This is a genomic window from Shewanella sp. P1-14-1, assembly GCF_001401775.1.
Classification (GTDB): domain Bacteria; phylum Pseudomonadota; class Gammaproteobacteria; order Enterobacterales; family Shewanellaceae; genus Shewanella; species Shewanella japonica.
Genome location: NZ_LKTL01000002.1, coordinates 157,207 through 178,916, shown reverse-complemented (window position 1 = coordinate 178,916; position 21,710 = coordinate 157,207). Strand labels below are relative to the sequence as shown.

Here is a 21,710-nt window from a genome sequence, read left to right as displayed (position 1 = left end):
ATCATCTTAACTGCTGTGAAAGCACAGTGCTTTTCACTAGAATGGGCAATTGTTATTGCAAATGGAGTATTTGCACCAAATGATAAAGAAAAGTTAACAAAAAATGAATGAAAATCATTATCATTTACAAATGAGCTAAATTGTAAATTTTTTGAAAATTTTTCACTGTTATTTGAGATGGCTTTATGGGCTATTTTCGATAAAGAACAAACCCGTTTGCAGATGATTGTTATAGTGATAGAAGCACATTTGTGGCTAATAATGATCATTCTTAAGTTCCCAAAGAGAACCCAATAAATGAATACTGTAAGTCAATCAGTACTTAAAAAGCGTATTGATAGTATTGATATCATGCGTGGTATCGTGATGTTAATCATGTTGTTAGATCATGTCAGGGAGCGATTTTTCTTTCATGAACAAGTGACTGACCCAATGACCTTAGACAGTACCAGTACAGGGTTATTTATCAGTCGATTTGCTGCACATTTTTGTGCACCGACTTTTGTCTTCTTAACTGGTGTGTCAGCTTGGTTATATAGTCATCCTCAGTTTGGGCCAGAGCGCTCAGCAAGGTCTTTTTTAATTAAGCGTGGTCTGTTTATTATTGCCTTAGAATGCACCGTGATTACTTTTCAGTGGATGGGTAATTACGAGATGATTTGGCTACAGGTTATGTGGGCGATTGGTATTAGTATGCTAGCACTCGCATTACTGATTGGCTTACCTCGAGTTTGGCTTGGTGTGATTGGCCTAGTCATCGTATTTGGCCACAACATGTTAACGCCTATACAGTTCTCACCAGGTGAGTGGGGTTACACGTTATGGGCGATATTGCATGATCGCGGTAATATTTTACCTAATGACTTTATTGGAATTAGAGCTAGTTATCCCGTGTTGCCTTGGATAGGCGTGATACTGTTAGGCTATGTTATGGCGCCAATATACAGTGCTTCATTTGAAGATAAACAGCGTCACAAAATCCTTATTCAACTTGGTCTAAGCTGTTTTGTTATTTTCGCTATTTTGCGTGGTTTTAATATTTATGGTGAAACCTTAGATTGGCAGCAAGGTGACAGTATACTGATGACGCTGAAGTCGGTGTTTAATTTAACTAAATACCCACCTTCTTTAGCTTTCTTATTAGTGACTATTGGCGGCACTTTATTCTGCTTACGTGCACTTGAAAAAGTAAATCCGCGTTACGGTAAAGTCTTGTCTACCTTTGGCTCAGCGCCGATGTTTTTCTATATTGTTCATTTGTATTTATTACTTGTTATGTACCGATTTGCAGTAAATGTAATTGGGCCAAACTATGGTGATTTATATGGATTTACAGACATTAGTTGGGTATGGATTACGACAGTTATTTTAGCGGTATTACTGTATTTTCCCACCAAGTGGTTTAGTCAATATAAGCATCAAAGTAAACAGGGTTGGATTAAGTACTTCTAAAGGTCACAGCCAGTAAAAAGGCGCCATTAGGCGCCTTTTTACTCTGCGAAATTCATTTTTAGTCGATTAAGTCGTAATTTTCACGTAAAACTTTAATGATATCGGCTTTAGGGTTTTCAGGAAGCTTAATGCTGCTACCTGTGACTTTTTCTGCAACACCGGTATAGGTACGCGATACATTCATCATCGCTTCAAGAGGTAGATCGTTGTCACGTGCTAATGCTTCACGTTCAGGCATTCTGTCTTTATTTAATAAAATGTCTGCATCATCAAAGTGATTGAGTAAGAACTGACGGAAACCTTCTTTTGAGTTTTCTACAATCTTACCGTCACGGTAAGCTGGGCCATCCCAAATACGTGATGAATCAGGCGTACCCACTTCATCCATGTAAATCAGTTTCGAATTACCTTCTTTGTCATCTACGTAACCAAATTCAAACTTGGTATCGACAAACATCTGGTCGTGGCTAGCTAAGGCATCTGAAATTACGTTAAAGCCCTCTTTAAGCAGTTTTTCGTATAAATCGATATCGGATGACTTTTCAAACCCAAATGCTTCCACATTGGCTTCAATGTCTGCACGACTGATGTTGACATCATCTTGCTCTGGAACCCCAGGAATACCTGTTAAAATCCCTTTGGTAGAAGGAGTGATTAACAGCTCAGGCAGTTTTTGATCTTTTTCTAAGCCTTCAGGTAAGGTGATGCCGCAAAATTCACGCTCACCTTTTGCATATGCACGCCACATCGAGCCAGTAATGTATTGGCGACAAATTGCTTCAACTTTAATTGGTCGTGCTTTTTGTACTATCCAAACAAATGGATGTGGGATGTCTAGGATATGGCTGTCTGCTAAGCCATGCTCTGCAAACAAGGTAAACCAGTGGTTAGAAATCGCATTCAGTGCTGCGCCTTTACCAGGAATACCTTGCAGGTTACCTTCGCCATGGAAAATACAATCAAATGCTGAAATGCGATCACTTATCACCATGATGGCTAACGGTGTATCCGCTGGAACATCGTAGCCTTTGTCTTTAATAAGGCGGCGACTATCAGTATCGGTTAGCCAATAAACACTGCGGACCTTGCCACTGTGTACCGGTTTGTCGGTACGAATAGGCAAATCATTGTTAATTGCGAGAACTGAATCAGCAAGACTCATGACCAGTATTCCTTAGAGGTTAAGTGTAGGGAGCTATCCTTTAATAACAGGATATGTCGGTATTTTAATGGCGGCTATTTTACCCTTATTAATCCAGATTTCCATGCTTATAACAGGGCTAAACTCTTAATCCTGTATAGCGAATACTGAGGGGCTTAATATTAGTTTTTAATGCTTTATTCGTTGGTCTGTATCAGGCAAGATATTGCAGTTTATACTCTTGTTAACATCTGTGAGACATTCTGTGCATCCTACCAAACTCGGTTTATTTTTTGTGTCTATTGCCGTCATTTTTTGGGGCATATTACCGATAGCGTTAACACTCTCTGGAAATTTTATCGATCCGGTTACCTTGACTTGGTTTCGATTTTTAGTGGCATTTATCGTGACCTTTTTGGTGATGTGGCATCTAGGGTATTTACGTCAGTTCATGTCACTTTCACGAGGGGATTGGGTTAAGCTCAGTGCCGCCGGCATTTTACTCATGTGTAACTACACTTCGTTTGTGTATTCCTTAGATTATTTATCGCCAGGTACTGCACAACTTAACTTTCAGACTGCGCCATTTTACCTTGCTTTCGGTGGTGCGTTATTTTTTAAGGAGCGTTTAACTGCGGTGCAGTTGAGCTGTTTTGCAACTCTGGCCTTGGGAGTATTACTGTTTTTCCATCCAAGTCTTGATATGTCTGCCAGTGATAATAGTCAAATTGGTTTTGGGGTGTTAATCGTGCAGTTCTCTGTACTTTCTTGGACCAGTTATGCTTTATTGCAAAAGTCGCTGATCGCTAAGTTATCGCCTAATAACGTATTGCTATATATCTATGGTTTGGGTGTTGTCGTGATGGCGCCATTCTGTGATTTCAGCCAATTCTCTAAGATGAACTCATCTGAGTGGTTTATTATTTTATTCTGCGCAGCCAATACATTGATTGCTTACGGTAGCTTTGGACAAGCCATCAAGTATTGGCCCACAGCGCAAGTCAGCGCTATGCTGGCTCTGACACCTGTGTTGAGTTTCATTGCTAATAGTCTGGTGGTAAAGATAAACTTATGGCCCAACACCTTTAGGGCTGATGCCATTGATGCTTGGTCATTGCTTGGGATTATCTTAATTGTCGGCGCTGTTTTTGCCATGCAGATATGGCCTTTATTGCAGCAAAAGCGCAAGCAGCCATCAGCTGACAGGTATCGTTAGAAACGGTAGTTGATATTGACTGCTGCAAAATTGGCAGTACTTGGCTGATCTTTATATTGCTCAGTGCCACGAATGACTGAAAAGGTTAACCCCCAGTTTTGCCAGTTAAGCATAAATCCTGAATTGATCATTGCTTGCTGGTTCGTCAGTTCGACTGAGTGGCTATCTGTAAAGTTATTGCCATCAAGGGTTATATCGTTAAATACATAACGTCCATACAAGGTCAAAAACAGCTGCCAGCTTAACTCGCTAGCAGGTTTTACTTGGTATCCATTGTTACTTCTTGATGCAGCTTGCGTTACGAAGGCATAACTGTGAGACAGAATGTTACCGATACGAAATGACATACCAGCTCCAACATCACTCATTAAATTACCTATTGCCGCATTTCCATGAATAACAGTATCAAACTCGACATTTTCTGAAATTGGGGTGTATGCCCATTGATAGAGGCGTTGTGCTTCAACTCTGAATACAGGCTCATTACTTAACTGATTATCCCAGCCCATTGGCTCTTTGGCATCAATGATTTCGTGAACTTGTTTTTGAGTTTGCTCAGCAAGTGAACCTGGCCCGACAAGACCTAAAGTTATGCTTAAATTATCGGCGATACCATCACCAAAACTACGTAATGTAGATTGCCATAATAAGGTGCCAGCATATGGCCTGTCTGAATCTATGAGTTCCGCTTGTTGTAGGTCATCAGGGGTGTACATGCGCTGGGATACACTATAGCTAATTTGATACTGTCTTGATGCACCATGGTTTAAATAACTGTAACCATAAAGACCTGTGAGCCAAGTGGGCATGTTAAGCTCATCAAAATCATCGACGATTGCCTTACCCCAACTCCACTCTAAACCATTGCTGTAGCCATTATCACTGGTATTAATAAGGCCAAATGCATCATTCTCAAAACTGAACTGTACCCAGTCACCATTTGATGTCGCTAAAACCTGCTGATGTTGATCTGCAGACACAACAATAGGTAAAACACTGCATATTAGTGCAAGTGCGCGAGTAATATGTTTGGCTAGGTATGTGCTTAGTAACATGAAATAAAACTATGTATCAGTAGGTATCAAAATGAGCGAAGGATTATACAGAAAACAGCATAAAAAAATGGAGCCTAAGCTCCATTTTTATTACAGGGTTTCAACAGATTGTTGATACTGTGATCAATTACTCGCTGTCACGTGGTTTACGTGGACGACGGTCGCCACGAGGACGATCATTACGATCACCACGAGAACGGTCATTACGTGGACGACGTGGACGGTCGCTACGTGTAGACTCTGGGAATGGAGTGTCACTTGCTTCTTTGATGTTAAGTGGCTTACCACAAACACGTACTTTACGAAGGTGTGTTAACACATCTTTTGGCATACCGTCTGGTAAGTCAATTGAAGTCACTTGGTCGAATAACTGAATTTGACCAATGAACTGACTGTCGATATTAGCTTCGTTAGCAATTGCACCAACGATGTTACCTACACCAACGCCATTATCACGGCCTACTTCAATTACGTAACGACACATTTTAACATCAGGCTTATCTTTTAAGCCTTCTGCACTACCAAAGCTTGTAGGCATTGGGCGGCCACCACGTGAATCACGACGGCTGTTGCGATCTCTGCCACCATCACGATCGCGGTCACGTGAATCACGTTGACGCTCTTGAATTGGAGGAAGTTGTAAAGGACGTTCAGCCTGAACTTGTTGTAATAATGCCGCAGCAAGTAAATCTGTATCGATTTCAAGCTGTTGACATAATTCAGCTACTGCGTTCTTCATGAAGTCTAAGTCACCATTAATGGTTTCTTGAACTTGCTCGCCTAAACGAGATAAACGACGCTCTGTTACTGTTTCTGGGCTAGGTACTTTCATTGGCGAAATACGGCTGTTCGTTGCACGTTCAATGGTACGTAACATACGCATTTCACGATTAGTAACGAAAAGAATTGCCATACCAGTACGGCCAGCACGACCTGTACGACCAATACGGTGTACATAAGCTTCTGAATCATATGGGATATCGTAGTTTACTACGTGTCCAATACGTTCAACGTCAAGACCACGGGCTGCAACGTCTGTCGCAATAAGAATATCTAGCTTGCCACGTTTTAGCTGGTCAACAGCACGTTCACGTGCTTGTTGGTTCATGTCACCATGTAATGGTGAAGAAGCGTAACCACGAGCTTCTAATTTTTCTGCTAGTTCAACACAGCTATTACGAGTACGTACGAAGATGATAATACCTTCTGTATTTTCAACTTCTAATACACGGACTAATGCTTCAAGCTTGTTGTGTTGAGATACTTGAACAAAACGTTGTTCAATAGATTCAACAGTCGTATGACTTGCTGCGATGCTGATATGAACAGGCTTGTTAAGGTGCTTGTTAGCAACACGCTTGATTTGCTCTGGCATAGTTGCAGAGAAAAGTGCTAATTGGCTTTCAGCTGGCTTGTGCTCAAGTACCCATTCGATATCGTCGATGAAGCCCATTTTTAGCATTTCATCAGCTTCATCAAGTACTAATGCTTTAAGCGCATCAAGTTTCAGTGTGCCACGACGCATGTGGTCCATTACACGACCAGGCGTACCAACAACGACTTGTGGGCCACGACGTAGCGCACTAAGTTGTTGATGCATGCTTTGACCACCGTAAATAGGTAGTACATGGAAGCCTTTCATGTGTTTTGCGTAGCTACCAAATGCTTCAGCAACTTGTACTGCTAACTCACGAGTTGGAGCCAATACTAAGATTTGAGGAGCATTGAGTTTTTGATCGACACTATTAAGTAGTGGTAGTGCGAATGCACCAGTTTTACCAGTACCAGTTTGAGCTTGACCTAAAATATCTTTACCTTCCATTAAAGGATCGATACTAGCAGCTTGAATTGGTGTTGGTTTTTCGTAACCTAAATCGTCAAGGGCACGAAGCAAATTCTCGGATAAACCAAGTTCGCGGAAAGTTCTTTCATCGGATGACATTGAGTTGTAGCCTTGTGGGTATGCACGAAAATAGTCGCATTCGTGCTAAAGTTTCACAGACAGAAAATCAACCCCGTGTCGATTTCCCGCGTCAAAGGGGCAATATTATAGCAAGCTTTAGCCTCTATGACTATATATTTTCAATATAAAACTAAAATTGGCCTGATTATTGAAAAGCAATTTGTTGCTTATCCACTGAGATTAATTCAAAAGCGGTCTCAGTGACGGCGGCTAAAAATCCGATATCCAGTGTTTCAATTGTATCTTCTACCGTGTGGTAATATTTATGGGTAGGAACACCTAAATAAAGCCATGGAATCCCTGCCTTATGAAACGGGTAATGATCCGAAGCTCGTAACCAGTCAATTTTTACCATGCTGCCGTTTTGCATTCTTGAACGACTTTCTCTGACACACAATTGATTATAGTCTTGGAGTTGATATTTAAGCTGATTAAATTCAGTTAAATTTCTCTCGCCTTCTATATAAATGGACTTTGGTCTTGAAGGGTGACCTACCATGTCTAAATTTATCGACATTTCTATCTGCATGCTAGGTTGTGCTGTTAACTGTTCAACCACCGCATAAGAACCATATAAGCCTGACTCTTCAGCGTCGGTTGCTACAAGCATTAAGTTAACCTTGTCATCACCATTTGACTGCCAATGCTCGGCGATGGCTAGCATAGCAGCAACGCCTGAAGCATTGTCATCTGCACCAGCAAATATTTTATTGCCTTTTTTGCCAAGGTGGTCGTAATGGGCGGTAATCACTCGCCATCGTTGGCTATCATTTTCGGCTCTAACTGTGCCAATAACATTTATCCCTTCTTTATCAGCGAAGTTTGACCGATATTGAAAGGGGACTAAAAACGAATCTTGCCAAGGGGTAAGTTCGAGTTCTTGAAAGCGTTTGATGAGATATTGCCGAGATTGCTCGGCGCCAAGCGTATTGGTTTTACGTCCTTCAAATTCAGGGCTAGTTAAAATACGTATATCTTCGAGCAGTTGGCTTTTATCTGCCCAAAGACTGATAGGTTGATTGCCGCAGTTTTTAGAGGCACAAGCAGATAGCGACAATATCATCATCAGGCTCAGTAATTTAAGCGCGAAGCGAATACCCTTGTTGATAACAGTAATCGCATTAGCCAGAGGCTTGATTAGAAATTCCATTTCGTTCCCTCTGGCTTATCGTCCGATGTTGCTTGATAGCTTATTTTTTAACAGATTTTTTTATCGTCTTTTTCGCCGCTTTCTTGGGTTTTGCCTCAGTAACTTGTGGCATTTTCTCCAACAGTGGCTGTAAAAAGCGTGCGGTATGCGACTCAGTGTTTATAGCGACATCTTCAGGCGTACCTGTTACGAGTATTGTCCCGCCGCCTGAACCACCTTCTGGCCCTAAGTCCACAATCCAGTCGGCTGTTTTGATCACATCTAAATTGTGCTCAATAACAACAATAGTATTACCTTTGGCTTTTAGTCTATGTAATACATCAAGTAATAACTGAATATCAGCAAAGTGCAACCCGGTTGTTGGTTCATCAAGAATATATAAGGTTTTACCCGTATCACGCTTAGACAGTTCTTTAGCAAGTTTGACTCTCTGGGCTTCACCGCCTGATAAGGTCGTGGCGCTTTGTCCGAGGCAAATATACGATAAGCCGACATCAACTAAGGTTTGCAGTTTACGTGCAATGGCTGGAATAGGGTCAAAGAATACACGTGCTTCTTCGATGGTCATTTGCAGCACTTCGTGGATGTTTTTGCCTTTGTATTTCACGTCTAAGGTTTCACGATTATAGCGTTTGCCTTTACATGAATCACATGGCACATACACGTCAGGTAAAAAGTGCATTTCTACTTTAATGAGCCCGTCGCCCTGACAAGCTTCACAGCGTCCACCTTTTACGTTAAATGAGAAACGGCCAGGTTGGTAACCACGGCTACGCGACTCTTGTGTTGCGGCAAATAGCTCACGTATCGGAGTAAAAATGCCCGTATATGTGGCTGGGTTTGAACGAGGTGTTCGACCAATTGGGCTTTGATCGATATCAACGACCTTGTCGCATTGCTCCATGCCCTTAATACTTTTATGCGGAGCGGGCTCATCAATTGTGGCGCCATTAAGCATGCGGTGAGCAATTTTATAAAAAGTATCGTTAATTAGGGTCGACTTACCAGAACCAGATACCCCAGTTACACAAGTGAATAGCCCGATAGGAATCGTTAAATCGACATTTTTAAGGTTATTACCCGTTGCTCCAGTGAGCTCAATGACCTTTTTCGGGTCTATTGGGGTGCGCTGCTCACTGACATGGATCTGTTTTTTACCCGAAATGTACTGACCTGTGATCGATTCTTCACATTCGATGATATCGTTTAAGCCACCAGAACAAATAACTTCACCACCGTGCACTCCTGCGCCAGGGCCAATATCGATAACATGATCTGCCATGCGAATGGCATCCTCGTCATGCTCAACTACAATCACGGTATTACCTAGATCACGAAGATGGATTAAGGTATTAAGTAAGCGCTCATTATCACGCTGATGCAGGCCAATAGAGGGTTCATCTAATACATACATGACACCAACGAGTCCGGCGCCAATTTGGCTCGCTAACCGGATCCGCTGCGCTTCCCCACCTGATAGTGTGTCTGCTGAACGATCTAAGCTTAAGTAATTTAATCCCACATTAACGAGGAACCCGAGTCGATCACCCACTTCTTTTAAGATTTTTTCGGCAATTTGTGCTTTTTGCCCTGAAAATTCGACACCGTTAAAGTAGGTCATGGCTTCGCCAATAGACCACTGCGTCAATTGAGGTAGTGTTAGTTCGCCAATAAAGACATTACGTGCTTCTTCACGTAAGCGAGAACCACCACAGCTTTTACACGGTTGTGTATTAATGAATTTAGAAAGCTCATCACGAACCGAGTTACTTTCAGTTTCACGGTAGCGGCGGTCCATGTTATTTAAGATGCCTTCAAATGGATGATTTCGGATCACCACATCGCCACGGTCATTAATATATTTAAAGGCAATGCTTTGCTTGCCAGAGCCGTGGAGTACAATTTTCTGCACTTTATCTGTAAGTTGTTGGAACGGTGTTTCAACATCAAACTTATAATGTTCCGCCAGTGAGCTGAGCATTTGAAAATAATAGAAGTTACGTTTGTCCCAGCCGCGTATTGCACCTCCAGCAAGTGATAACTCACCATTGGTGATCACTCTGTCGGCATCAAAATACTGTTGAACCCCTAAGCCATCACAGGTTTGACAAGCGCCAGCTGGGTTATTGAATGAGAAAATACGTGGCTCAAGTTCTGCCATTGAATAGCCACAATGAGGGCAAGCAAAATTTGCTGAAAAGATTATCTCTTCCGTTTCACCAGCCATATCAGCGACCACAGCAATACCACCTGACATTTCAAGGGTGGTTTCAAACGATTCCGCTAAACGTTGTTTAAGATCGTCACGCACTTTGAAGCGATCAACAACAACTTCAATGGTGTGTTTTACATGTAAGTCTAAGGTTGGTGGGTCTGATAAGTCACAAACATCGCCATCAATACGCGCCCGCACATAACCTTGGGCTGCGAGACTCTCTAGGAGTTTTACATGCTCACCTTTACGTGCTTTAACGACAGGCGCCAACAGCATCTGACGACTACCTTCAGGTAACTCAAGGACTTTATCGACCATTTGACTTACTGTTTGTGCGGCTAGGGGCTGACCATGAGTGGGACAGCGAGGTTCACCTACACGGGCAAATAATAATCTTAAGTAGTCATAAATTTCGGTAATCGTACCCACAGTTGAACGTGGATTATGTGAAGTGGATTTTTGTTCAATTGAAATCGCTGGGCTTAACCCTTCAATATGATCAACATCAGGTTTTTCCATCAAACTCAAAAATTGGCGTGCGTATGCTGACAAAGACTCAACATAGCGGCGTTGACCTTCGGCATATAAGGTGTCGAAGGCCAATGAAGATTTGCCTGAACCTGACAGCCCTGTAATGACAATGAGTTTGTCACGGGGAATTTTGAGGTCAAAGTTTTTTAGATTGTGGGTTCGTGCACCGCGAATTTCAATGGTATCCATTCTTCACTCTGATGTTGTTCTCAGGGGCTTGGTAAGAGAGCTACTTCTTTAAGCCGCCGAATTTTAAATGGGTTTAAGCTATTTTTGTCTAAATAGTTTATGTTGGTTTGTCGATTTTATGATGTATTTATACAGTATTTTATACAGTGTTGTATAGGGCTAAGTGCTTAGTTCATTTTCTGCGGTGTCATTCCTATTCGGGATAACCTGAACTGGGATATAAAACACATTATAACCTGTTTGTTTAATCTCATTAGCAAATACGACAATCAGTTGCTGCTTGGTTCATTATTCCTTTTGAGCTAAATTAGGACGCTGTGATAATATGCGCAACTCAAAATTTTTACTGTGACAAAATTAAGGGCAAGTGAATGGCCAAGAATGGACTATCCGGCATAGAGAAAAAAGTCGCTTTTTCGTTAGCCAGCGTGTTTGGTTTACGAATGATGGGCTTGTTTATGATCATGCCTGTGTTTGCGCTTTACGGCCAACACTTAGAAGGATTCTCGCCATTATGGGTCGGTATTGCCATAGGGGCATACGGCTTAACGCAAGCTTGTTTGCAAATTCCCATGGGCATGTTGTCTGACAAATATGGCCGAAAGCCTATCATTTTAGGTGGTTTAGTCATTTTTGCTATCGGTAGTATTGTCGCTGCGATGTCTGATCATATTTACGGTGTGGTGCTGGGCCGTGCTTTACAGGGCATGGGAGCAATTGCTGCGGCGGTATTGGCACTCGCTGCCGACTTAACCCGTGATGAACAACGAACCAAAGTCATGGCAATTATTGGGATGTGTATTGGCTTTTCTTTCGCTTTATCCTTACTTGCTGGGCCGATAGTCGCTCAATATGCTGGCCTTGAAGGCTTATTCTTTTTAACTGCCATTTTAGCTGTGTTAGGCATGGTGATTGTGCAGGTCTTAGTACCAAACCCTGTGTCTCAAGCCCCTAAAGGGGATACTGTTGCTACGCCGACCAAGCTTAAACGTATGCTGATGGACCCTCAGTTATTTCGATTAGATGCGGGCATTTTTATTCTTCATTTAGTATTAACAGCGGTGTTTGTCGCATTACCTTTAGATTTAGTTGATGCTGGCTTAGTCAAAGAAAAGCACTGGATGTTGTACTTCCCCGCTTTTGTTGGCGCATTCTTTTTAATGGTGCCTTTGATCATTATTGGCGTTAAGCGCAATAACACTAAAACTATGTTCCAAATCTCATTGCTTATAATGATGCTATCACTCGCTGCTATGGGAATTTATGCTGATAATTTGTGGGTGCTCAGTGGTGCTGTGGTGTTATTTTTTACCGGCTTTAACTATTTAGAGGCATCATTACCTAGCTTAATCGCAAAGTTTTGTCCTATGGGCGATAAAGGTTCTGCGATGGGGGTTTACTCGACCAGTCAATTTTTAGGTGCTTTTTGTGGCGGTATGTTAGGTGGCGGCGCTTATCAATTGGTCGGCGCTTCAGGTGTCTTTTATGTCGCGTTAGCGTTGATGTTTGTGTGGTTATTATTGACCATTGGCATGGAAAAACCAGTGCTTCTTAAAAGCTATACGCTTGAAGCTGAAGCGAAAGATAGAAATCATGCCCAAGATATGGCAACTCAGCTATCACAACTTGCAGGGGTTGCTGAGGCAATTGTCGTGATTGAAGAGAAAGCTGCTTATTTAAAAGTAGATGATCAATTCGATTTAAGAGAAGCCCGAGCTGTGTTAGGCTCTGTCAGCTAAGAATTAAATTCGGATTTTTGTGTGATAGTTGATGTGTCAACAGACATAAAAATGGCATAATTGATTCAACAGAATTTGAACATAAATAAATTTAGAACATGGTAAATCGCAGGAGATTTCAATGGCCAGTCGTGGTGTGAATAAAGTAATTTTGGTTGGTAATTTAGGTAAAGATCCTGAAGTTCGTTACATGCCAAACGGTAACGCAGTCGCTAACTTTACTGTAGCAACAAGTGAATCTTGGAAAGACCAACAAGGTCAGCAACAAGAACGCACTGAATGGCACAACATTGTGATGTACCGTCGACTAGCTGAAGTAGCTGGCGAATACCTGAAAAAAGGTTCTAAAGTTTACTTAGAAGGTAAACTGCAAACCAGCAAGTGGCAGGATCAGACAACGGGTCAAGATCGCTACAAAACCGAAATCAATGCAATGGAAATGCAAATGCTTGATAGCCGTGGCCAAGGCGGTCAGCAAGGTGGTATGAACCAAGGTCAAGGTGGCTATGGTAATGCGCCTCAGCAAAGTGCACAGCAATCTCAAGGCGGATACGGCCAACAGCAGCAATCTCAAGCTGGTTATCAGCAGCCTGCTCAACAGCAAGCAGCTCAAAAGCCTGCTTACACGCCTAAGCCTCAAGCGCCAGCGCAGCAGCAAGGTAGTTACCAGCAGCCTGCTCAACGTCCAGCACCTGCCCAGCAACAAGGCGGTTTCCAACAACCTGCTCAACAACAGCAAGGTGGTTTCCAGCAACAATCTGCTCCAGCACAGCGTCCTGCGCCAACACCACAACCGCAGAACACTACGCCAGATTTAGGCGGTGATTGGGATGACGATATCCCGTTCTAATTCACAGTATTTGTTGGATTAATCGAAGTGATATTTAAAATCCCTGTTATGCAGGGATTTTTTGTTGTTCATTAACAAGTTTGATTGATGATGAGTGTGAAGCACGCTTTGTTGGTATAAAATGAAACATTCATTGGTTTATTTTGACGGATAACAAAGAGTTTAGGAACTGAGTAAATGAAAAAAATCCTGTATGTTAGACATGATAAAATTGGTGACTTCACCACGAAGTGGCCCGCACTTAGCATGTTAAAACAGGCAATACCGGACGCAACAATTGACGTATTTGTTGCTCCTGTAGTGAAAAGTTTTGCCGAGGCATGCCCTCATGTGGATAACGTCTTAGTTGATACAGGTGATGACGCCGCTATTGCAGAGCTGATTAAAGAGCAACATTACGATGCCGCTATCGTTTCATTGTCTCAATACCGAGTTTATAAACTACTTAAACCCGCTCGAATTCCTTATGTACTGGTTCCCACGCTAAATTGGTACCAATATCTCTATAAACACAGAACCAACGCACAATATCAAGATGGCATTTCTGTTTGGCGAAGAGGTTGTAATGTTGTTGAGCACTTTCTAAAAGAGCACAATTACCCTATTCCAGAAGTGAAACGACCTTTTTGGGATATGAGCAATAAAAAGCACAAGTGGCAAGAGTATTACAATAAACAGGGTGAAGAAAAGTTGATTTTCGCTCACCCTGGTACAGGTGGCTCGTCGGGCGGGGTGCCTGTTGAGTCATTTTCGAATATGCTTATTGATATTAGTCAGCGTACTGCGTTAGATTGCCGATTTGTGGTCACTTACAGCGGCCAAGAAGAAGTGCTTGCCGACGAAATGGTCGCTATTTTGTCTGAAAAAGGCATTAAGGTTGAAAAAGCCAAACCATTATCGAGCCTGAGCGAATTTGCTGAGTCATTAGTGGCTGCTGATATGTTTATCGCAGGCTCTACCGGGCCTTTGCATTTAGCAGGTCTACACAATGTGCCGACATTAGGGTTTTATGCAGGCAGACGCTCTGCACCGCATATACGTTGGCAGTCGTTATCAGCGGATGATCGCCGTTTATCTTATACACCGCCTGTTGGAAAAAGAACGGGTCGCAATATGGCGTTAGTTGATTTTGACAAGGCAGCCACTGAGGCTGCAGCGTTTTTAGATTCATTTTATTCAGACGTTAGCCGTTAAGTTAAGTTAAGGCTATCAAAACAAGATTTGGTTTAAGCGTGATGTATGTTCACGCCAATACACAGGAATTGAGCTTATGATCGTGGTTACAGGTGCTGCAGGTTTTATCGGTAGTAATTTAGTTAAATCGCTTAATGAAATGGGCCGTACAGATATCATCGCCGTCGATGATCTTACTGATGGCACGCAAATGTTTAATTTAGCCGATTGCGAAATCGCTGATTACTTAGATAAAGATGCCTTTTTAGCCAGCATTAAAGCGGGCGAGTTTGACGGTAAATTAGAAGTGATTTTCCATCAAGGAGCATGTTCATCGACCACTGAGTGGGATGGCAAGTTTATGATGCAAAACAACTATGAATACTCAAAAGTATTACTGCATTATAGCCAAGCAAATAATGTGCAATTTATCTATGCATCATCGGCATCTGTGTACGGTGGTAGTGACACTTTTGTTGAGAAGCGCGAAGTTGAAAAACCGCTAAATGTGTATGCTTACTCTAAGTTCTTGTTTGACCAATACGTCCGTCAACAAGACACAACTGCCCAAGTTGCAGGTCTTCGTTATTTTAACGTTTACGGTCCTAGAGAGCAGCATAAAGGCGGCATGGCGAGTGTAGCATTCCACTTTAATAACCAAATCAAAGCGAACGGCGTTTGTCGTTTATTTGCCGGTGTGGATGGCTATGAAGATGGTCAGCAACTACGTGATTTCGTGTTTGTTGAAGACGTCGTTAAAGTGAACATTTGGTTATGGCAGAACAAGTCAGTGTCTGGCGTGTTTAACTGCGGAACAGGTGAAGCGCAAAGCTTTAATGATGTAGCAAATGCCGTTATTCAGTACCATGGTAAAGGCGACATTGAATACATTCCTTTCCCTGATAAATTAAAGGGTGCTTACCAGAGCTATACTCAAGCAGATTTAACCTTGCTTCGTTCAGTGGGTTGCGACCATGTCTTCAAAACGGTTGAACAAGCAGTGCCTGAGTATTTAGATTGGCTAAAAGACCAACATTTTATCGGTCAGTAATCATAGATTGATGGCAAATCTATAAAGCCTTGATGAGTCAATCATCAAGGCTTTTTTATTGGCAAAACCCTAATGCTATTGACTAACCATGCCTTTAAGCACGATATCGTCATAAGTCACAAAGCCAATAATGTTGCTGTTTTCAACCACAGGTGCTTTATTGATTTGGAATTGATCAAATAGCCTAGCGGTATAACGGATATCCATATCTGCACTGACAGCCATCACCGGCTTAATCATGATTTCATATACGTTAACTCGCTCCGGTGACTTATTTGTTGCGAGGACTTTTCTGGCAATATCGCTGAGCAATAGCATGCCATATTCATCATGTTCATTACGCTTGTTGACGACCAAAATAGAGACATTCTGTTCCACCGCGATGGCAATGGCTTCACTAATGGTCAGCATACCGTCAATCATAGCGTATTGATTCATCAATACATCTCGATTTTTAATAGGCGTTGTCGGCTTCATATTTGATCCTTAATATCATTGGTGAGTTTTTCAACTTGATGAGCAACACCAACGGCATCTTCAACATCAATTTGAATCGCAATACCTTGGCCTGGGTTAGTGTTAAACCCTCCCACCTCGCATATTGTCTCTAAAATATGGCGACTCATATGCTCTTCTACTAGCCATAAAATCACATCACGCTGAACATCTAAGCCTAAGCCCATGAAGGTTTTCTTTTTCTTTAGCCCTTCACCTCTAGCATGGTTGATAACTGTGGCGCCAGTAGCGCCAGCTTCTCGGGCGGCATCAAGTACAGTGTCTGTCGTGATGTCGTCAACAAAAGCGATAATTAACTTAAATCGCATTTATTACTCCTTAATGGAATGATTATTTTTTATTGTTGATGTTGGCACTGCTGAACTAGGAAGTGCCTCTGATATATCTGCTGGAACGGCTGCATTTTTTTCATTGAGCTCAGTTTCATCAATTGCTTGGGATTTTCGTTTGTCTAGCCAGGCTACAAGTTGGGCGTAGCTCATTACAGCAATAATGGGGAACAAACTGGCAAAAGCGATAAGCCCAAAGCCATCAATAAGTGGATTACGTCCTTCAACATTTGAGGCTAAACCTAAACCTAATGCTGCGACCAGGGGCACGGTAACAGTTGAAGTGGTGACGCCACCTGAATCATACGCGAGTGGGATGATGGATTTAGGTGCGTAGAAGGTTTGGATCACTACCACCACATAACCTGCCATGATGTAATAATGGATTGGGTCACCAACGACGATGCGAAAACAGCCTAGCGAGATGCCGAAAGCCACGCCAATTGCCACCGAAATACGTAACCCTTGAGTGCTAATCGTGCCACCTGACACTTCGTTCGCTTTAATAGCGACTGCAATCAATGAGGGTTCGGCAATGGTGGTGCTGAATCCAATAGCGGCAGCAAAGACATACACCCATAAATAGTCTTGCCAGATGTAAGGCCCAGCAGAACCATCAGGGTGCAAAATTTCTGGTGAGGTTAACTGATTTGCAAGATTTTCACCGATTGGGAACAGCGCCAGTTCGAGTCCTACTAAGAAAAAGCTTAACCCGAAGGTGACATAAACAAACCCAAGCACCACCGTTTTCCAGTTAGCTATAGGACGTTTAAGTACACCTAATTGGAATCCAAATAGAATTATGGCTATCGGGATCACATCTCGCATTGTGAGCAGCAAGGTTTCTAATAACTGATAAAGCCACGTCATTTGGCCTCCTTGGCAAATTGTACCTGCTCATTAAGTAAAGTAATGTCTTTATTGCACATCATTGTCATAACACCATGCCGTAAAGTAAGACAAAAATTACCGGCGTTAAACTTGCAAAAGCAATGAGTCCAAAGCCATCTAACATTGGGTTTCGGCCTTTAATCACAGTGGCTAAGCCCACGCCTAATGCCGTCACTAATGGCACTGTAATCGTTGACGTGGTCACGCCACCCGAGTCATAAGCGATGCCGATGATATTTTCTGGGGCGAAGCTTGTGAGGATCATGACAATAATGTAGCCACCGATGATCAAGTAATGAATTGGCCAGCCTTTAACTATCCTGATTACTCCAAGCAAGATGGCTAAGCCAACGGAGACTGCCACCGTTAATCTCAGTCCCATCGCATAACTGTCCATTGCTGCTTCTGTGGCGGCAATGGCGCCACCTTCTGCTGCGACTTCAGCCGCTTCAGCTGCCACAGCGGTCAGCGCGGGTTCTGCTAGGGTCGTGCCAAAGCCGAGTGAGAAAGAAAAAATGACTAACCAGAAAGTGCTACCTTTGCGAGCAAGGGCATGAGCTAAGGACTCACCGATTGGGAATAGGCCCATTTCTAATCCGAACACAAAAAAAGTCAGTCCTAAAACGATAAAGATGACACCGACAAGGATAGAAAAAAGGTTATCAGGAGCTTGTTGGAGGATAAAAATTTCAAAAAAACTCACCACTAAAATAATGGGGACTAAATCTCGAAAACTGCCGAGCATAGATTGTAATAACTTAACTAATCCGCTCATTCCACCTCCTGTGAAAGTTAATAATGACAATCGCTTAAGCGTAATTCCTCGCGTATAGGGAAAAGAAAACGCCTTATTGGAATGGTCTAACTTATGTATTCAGTTTGCCAAGGTTATACATTGAGGCAACAGAAATTTAACAAAAGTTGCAATAGTTTTGAGCTAGATCAATTTGTCTTTGAAAATGTGCGCTAGGTGAATCGAACCGAGGGTATTTGCAATAAACAATCAAACCTAAAAGGTGCTAATTGTGGGGGGGAGTCAAATGAGGCGGTAAAATAATGCTTATGTATTTTGTTGGATAAGCATCATTGGGAGAGTCGTTCAGTGCAAGGCATGTATAACTAGGGCGTGTATAACTAGGGTATTGTAAAGCTTAGCCATTTAAAATTAAGGAGTTAGCGCTAATGGATCTGCTGGGTGCTCAATATTGTATTTATCCAATATTTGTTGGTATTCCCCCGTTTTTTTGAGCTTAGTTAGCCCTTGATTAAACATTTTGGCAGCTTTAGTCGCGCCTTGGTTAAAGCCTACATACAAAGGCAATGGTTCACCGAAGGTACCTGCAAAGCGAATTTGATCATCTAGAGCTAGCTTTTCAGCCGTGTTTTGAATAACCACTTTATTACCCAGCATGACATGAAAACGGCCTTTGATAAGCCTTTTTAGGTTCATGGTTAACGGCTGGTTTCCAGTCGCAATGTAGAAACGATTTGAATTGGCAATTTTATCGTTTAATCGCTCGCCATAGTCATAACCACGAATGATACCAACTTGCACGTTATCTAAATCTTCAAGCTGATTAAATTGCCAAGCAAACCCTGTAGTGGTGTAGAAATCTTTGCTGGCATAACCCACAACGACTTCATCAGTATATAAATTAAATTGGCTAACATGTTCTGGCGTGACGGCTAAGATTGCATCAATATTTCCGTGTTGGACTTCTTTTAAAGCACGATTGAATGGCACTGCGATAAAATGAACCGGTTGATCCATTTCAGCAAAAGCCCTTTTGGTTAATTCAGTGACATAGCCTGTTTGACCTTCACATACGTAAGGGCACCAAATATCAGATGCGATTAAAAGGGGCTTGGCAGATAAAGACGCTGACCAAAGGCTACTAAGGCACAATAGACATGCTGTAGTGCAAGCGAACAACTTAGTTAAGGCTGTGTTTAGCGTCATTTTCACAATGATATAAATTCCAGTCAGTTTATGTGTTCGCAACTCATAACAGGCCTAACAAGCAACCCATTATTAGTTTGTTGAGTCAATAGAGAACAGTATAACTAAATCTTCCCGAGTAATAAGTTACTTCGTGTACATTTGAAGTCATAAGGTTAAGCAGTGAGTCTAACTCTTTGAGTTATTGTATCTTAAAGCGGCAATCTATTAGATTAAATTTAATCGTTCTTGGTATTTTTGCCAGTTTTGTAAAGCGAAATCGTTAATCGTCGTGAGTTATTGATAAGTTATGTAGCAATGCTATCTTCATGCTTTTGTCTCGGCGCAGTTTTCGAGTTGAAGGTGTCTAGAGGCTAAATTGTTTCAAGGTCATGTTGTCCATCTGGTCACATTCTGGTGCTTGTTTCATCCTTGTGCGACTGACTATTATTGAGGTTTATATCATGAAATATATTACTTTTACTGAGCCTGGAAGCGCAGAAGTTATGAATATTGCACAATCTCAAGATGACTTAATCACTCAAGCATTAACGTCGGATCAGGTTGTCATTAACGTCCATGCTGCAGGTGTAAACGGCCCCGATATTAAGCAGCGAGAAGGGGCATATCCAGCCCCCAAAGGGGCTAGTCCTATTTTAGGCTTAGAAGTGTCAGGTGAGATTATTGCTGTCGCAGAAGGTGTTTATCAATGGCAAGCTGGCGATAAAGTATGTGCCTTAGTTCCAGGTGGCGGCTATGCCGAACAAGTCGTGACGTTTGCTAGTCATTGTTTACCTATTCCTAAAGGTTATAGCTTTGAGCAAGCTGCTGCACTACCCGAAACCTGCTTTACGGTTTGGGGCAACATGATGATCAGAGCAGGGTTGAGTAAAGGTGAGTCTGTATTAATTCACGGTGGCTCAGGTGGTATCGGAACAACAGCAATTCAAATCGCTAAGGCAATGGGAGCACGCGTATTTGTCACTTCTGGTTCTGATGAAAAGTGCCAATATTGTCTGCAACAGGGTGCAGAACTTGCCATTAATTATCACACACAAGATTTTGTCGAGCCGATACTTAATGCGACAGGTGGCCAAGGAGTCAATGTGGTGTTTGATATAGCGGGTGGAGATTTTGTAAATAAAAACCTCAAAGTGGTGGCAACGGATGGCCGAATGGTGACTGTCGCCATGCAAAGGGGAATAAGAGCTGAAGTGGATATTTTTAGACTCATGGCAAAGCGGATCAGCTGGACAGGTTCCACCTTGAGGCCGCAAAGTGTTGAAGCGAAAGCTGACATTGCTGCAGCACTGAGAGCGCAAATTTGGCCATTACTTGATAGTGGCTCAATTAACATCAAGCTGGATAAGATCTTTGCCTTTGAAGAGGTTATCGCAGCACATCAATATATGGAGTCAGGACAGCATCAAGGTAAAATTGTATTGAAAGTGATATAGAACAGATTTTTTCGAATTGAGAACTTGAAGCTTACGTATTTTGGGCTAAATTTGAGCGTGTATGAGAGGGTTAATTTTCAGCCATATTGTCTGATTATTAGCGATTGATATGCGGGTAGGTGAATCGCCTAGCTCACTATGATATCGATTTTATTGTTGAGTTCAAAATATCAAAAACTTCATAAAACATCAGTTGATTTTTGAAGAAGTTTTTGATTAATTACCCTCAATAGTCATGCGTTAACTGTATGGTTTATTTATTAAACGATGTACTCATCAGTACATTTTTAAAGGTATGTGTTGATTTAAGGGCGTTAGCATATATGTATAACACTGCAAAAAAACAAGTGTGGTTCGGTGAATTAAGAACTGCAAGAGGCACGTCAATCGTCGTTCATGATAACCGTTTACCTGACGCGTCACCTGGACGGATCTACTTATTCAATGCGAGTCGAAATACCATTGGTGAGTATGTCGAAGATATTGTTAAAGTGAATCTTCATGAACTTGATGATGCGCAACTTGCTGCGGCAAAAGCTGAACATGATGCAGCATGGCAAGCCGCTAGAGCTGAGTTTATGGCAAAGCATGAGGCACATATTGAACTATCTTCAGTGCCAGATTCAGCACCTGAAGTGAAAAGTAAGGCGCCGGTTGTTCCCGACGAGCCAATGGATGATGTCATGGATGCTGATGACGATATGGAATTTGAAGATACGGGTTTTGAAGCCAGTATGAGTGATGATGGTGACGACGACAGGTAGCATCAATGCAAAACGGCATTGGTTGACTATAGTATTGTCATTACAATAAAAAAGGCGCTCCCTTAAGGGTAGCGCCTTTTTTATGGCGA

At 42.1% G+C, this 21,710-nt stretch carries 18 protein-coding genes; 8 read left to right on the top strand and 10 right to left on the bottom strand.

The window, feature by feature from the left end; translation table 11 throughout:
* Positions 1-297 precede the first annotated feature (297 nt).
* Positions 298-1,452: a DUF1624 domain-containing protein gene (locus AN944_RS01910; RefSeq protein WP_055022884.1), complete on the top strand. Its 1,155-nt coding sequence runs from the start codon at positions 298-300 to the stop codon at positions 1,450-1,452.
* A 58-nt stretch (positions 1,453-1,510) separates the two neighbouring features.
* Here AN944_RS01910 and AN944_RS01905 read toward each other — a convergent pair whose 3' ends face one another.
* Complete coding sequence (locus AN944_RS01905; RefSeq protein WP_055022883.1) at positions 1,511-2,614, bottom strand: phosphoribosylaminoimidazolesuccinocarboxamide synthase; 1,104 nt, start codon at positions 2,612-2,614, stop codon at positions 1,511-1,513.
* 214 nt (positions 2,615-2,828) lie between these two features.
* Here AN944_RS01905 and AN944_RS01900 point away from each other — a divergent pair, with 214 nt between their 5' ends.
* Positions 2,829-3,809 carry a DMT family transporter gene (locus tag AN944_RS01900; RefSeq protein WP_055022973.1) on the top strand — a complete coding sequence of 327 codons (981 nt, stop codon included), beginning with the start codon at positions 2,829-2,831 and terminating at the stop codon, positions 3,807-3,809.
* On the opposite strand, the gene AN944_RS01895 is transcribed toward AN944_RS01900, so the two are convergent.
* The 4 genes from AN944_RS01895 to uvrA form a co-directional block, all read right to left on the bottom strand.
* Positions 3,806-4,864, bottom strand: a complete 1,059-nt coding sequence (locus AN944_RS01895) for a lipid A deacylase LpxR family protein (RefSeq protein WP_055022882.1) — start codon at positions 4,862-4,864, stop codon at positions 3,806-3,808. The genes AN944_RS01900 and AN944_RS01895 overlap by 4 nt on opposite strands.
* Positions 4,865-4,991: 127 nt before the next feature.
* Positions 4,992-6,806, bottom strand: a complete 1,815-nt coding sequence (locus AN944_RS01890; protein ID WP_055022881.1) for a DEAD/DEAH box helicase — start codon at positions 6,804-6,806, stop codon at positions 4,992-4,994.
* Positions 6,807-6,972: 166 nt separating this feature from the next.
* On the bottom strand, positions 6,973-7,977 hold the full coding sequence (locus AN944_RS01885; protein ID WP_055022880.1) for a M20/M25/M40 family metallo-hydrolase: 1,005 nt from the start codon (positions 7,975-7,977) through the stop codon (positions 6,973-6,975).
* Between the two features lie 40 nt (positions 7,978-8,017).
* Entirely contained in the window at positions 8,018-10,912 is a 2,895-nt protein-coding gene (uvrA, locus tag AN944_RS01880) for an excinuclease ABC subunit UvrA (protein ID WP_055022879.1), read from the bottom strand.
* Between the two features lie 371 nt (positions 10,913-11,283).
* Between uvrA and AN944_RS01875 the strand changes: the two genes are divergently transcribed.
* From AN944_RS01875 to rfaD, 4 genes are all read left to right on the top strand, one after another.
* Positions 11,284-12,651, top strand: a complete 1,368-nt coding sequence (locus tag AN944_RS01875) for an MFS transporter (protein ID WP_055022878.1) — start codon at positions 11,284-11,286, stop codon at positions 12,649-12,651.
* A 121-nt stretch (positions 12,652-12,772) separates the two neighbouring features.
* Positions 12,773-13,501 (top strand): single-stranded DNA-binding protein, encoded by a 729-nt coding sequence (locus AN944_RS01870; protein ID WP_055022877.1) that lies wholly within the window; start codon positions 12,773-12,775, stop codon positions 13,499-13,501.
* A gap of 177 nt (positions 13,502-13,678) precedes the next feature.
* Positions 13,679-14,695, top strand: coding sequence for a glycosyltransferase family 9 protein (locus AN944_RS01865; protein ID WP_055022876.1), 1,017 nt, complete (start codon positions 13,679-13,681; stop codon positions 14,693-14,695).
* Between the two features lie 76 nt (positions 14,696-14,771).
* Positions 14,772-15,725, top strand: a complete 954-nt coding sequence (gene rfaD, locus AN944_RS01860) for an ADP-glyceromanno-heptose 6-epimerase (RefSeq protein ID WP_055022875.1) — start codon at positions 14,772-14,774, stop codon at positions 15,723-15,725.
* Positions 15,726-15,800: 75 nt separating this feature from the next.
* On the opposite strand, the gene AN944_RS01855 is transcribed toward rfaD, so the two are convergent.
* From AN944_RS01855 to AN944_RS01835, 5 genes are all read right to left on the bottom strand, one after another.
* Entirely contained in the window at positions 15,801-16,202 is a 402-nt protein-coding gene (locus AN944_RS01855; RefSeq protein WP_055022874.1) for a CBS domain-containing protein, read from the bottom strand.
* Positions 16,199-16,549, bottom strand: a complete 351-nt coding sequence (locus tag AN944_RS01850) for a P-II family nitrogen regulator (protein WP_055022873.1) — start codon at positions 16,547-16,549, stop codon at positions 16,199-16,201. The genes AN944_RS01855 and AN944_RS01850 overlap by 4 nt, the downstream gene beginning before the upstream one ends.
* 3 nt (positions 16,550-16,552) lie before the next feature.
* Positions 16,553-17,440 carry a DUF1538 domain-containing protein gene (locus AN944_RS01845; RefSeq protein WP_080914766.1) on the bottom strand — a complete coding sequence of 296 codons (888 nt, stop codon included), beginning with the start codon at positions 17,438-17,440 and terminating at the stop codon, positions 16,553-16,555.
* A gap of 64 nt (positions 17,441-17,504) precedes the next feature.
* Positions 17,505-18,236 carry a DUF1538 domain-containing protein gene (locus AN944_RS01840; RefSeq protein ID WP_055022872.1) on the bottom strand — a complete coding sequence of 244 codons (732 nt, stop codon included), beginning with the start codon at positions 18,234-18,236 and terminating at the stop codon, positions 17,505-17,507.
* A 390-nt stretch (positions 18,237-18,626) separates the two neighbouring features.
* Entirely contained in the window at positions 18,627-19,421 is a 795-nt protein-coding gene (locus tag AN944_RS01835; RefSeq protein ID WP_055022871.1) for an ABC transporter substrate-binding protein, read from the bottom strand.
* A gap of 443 nt (positions 19,422-19,864) precedes the next feature.
* Between AN944_RS01835 and AN944_RS01830 the strand changes: the two genes are divergently transcribed.
* Positions 19,865-20,857 (top strand): NAD(P)H-quinone oxidoreductase, encoded by a 993-nt coding sequence (locus tag AN944_RS01830; RefSeq protein WP_055022870.1) that lies wholly within the window; start codon positions 19,865-19,867, stop codon positions 20,855-20,857.
* A gap of 323 nt (positions 20,858-21,180) precedes the next feature.
* Positions 21,181-21,621: a hypothetical protein gene (locus tag AN944_RS01825; RefSeq protein WP_055022869.1), complete on the top strand. Its 441-nt coding sequence runs from the start codon at positions 21,181-21,183 to the stop codon at positions 21,619-21,621.
* The last annotated feature ends 89 nt before the right edge of the window (positions 21,622-21,710 follow it).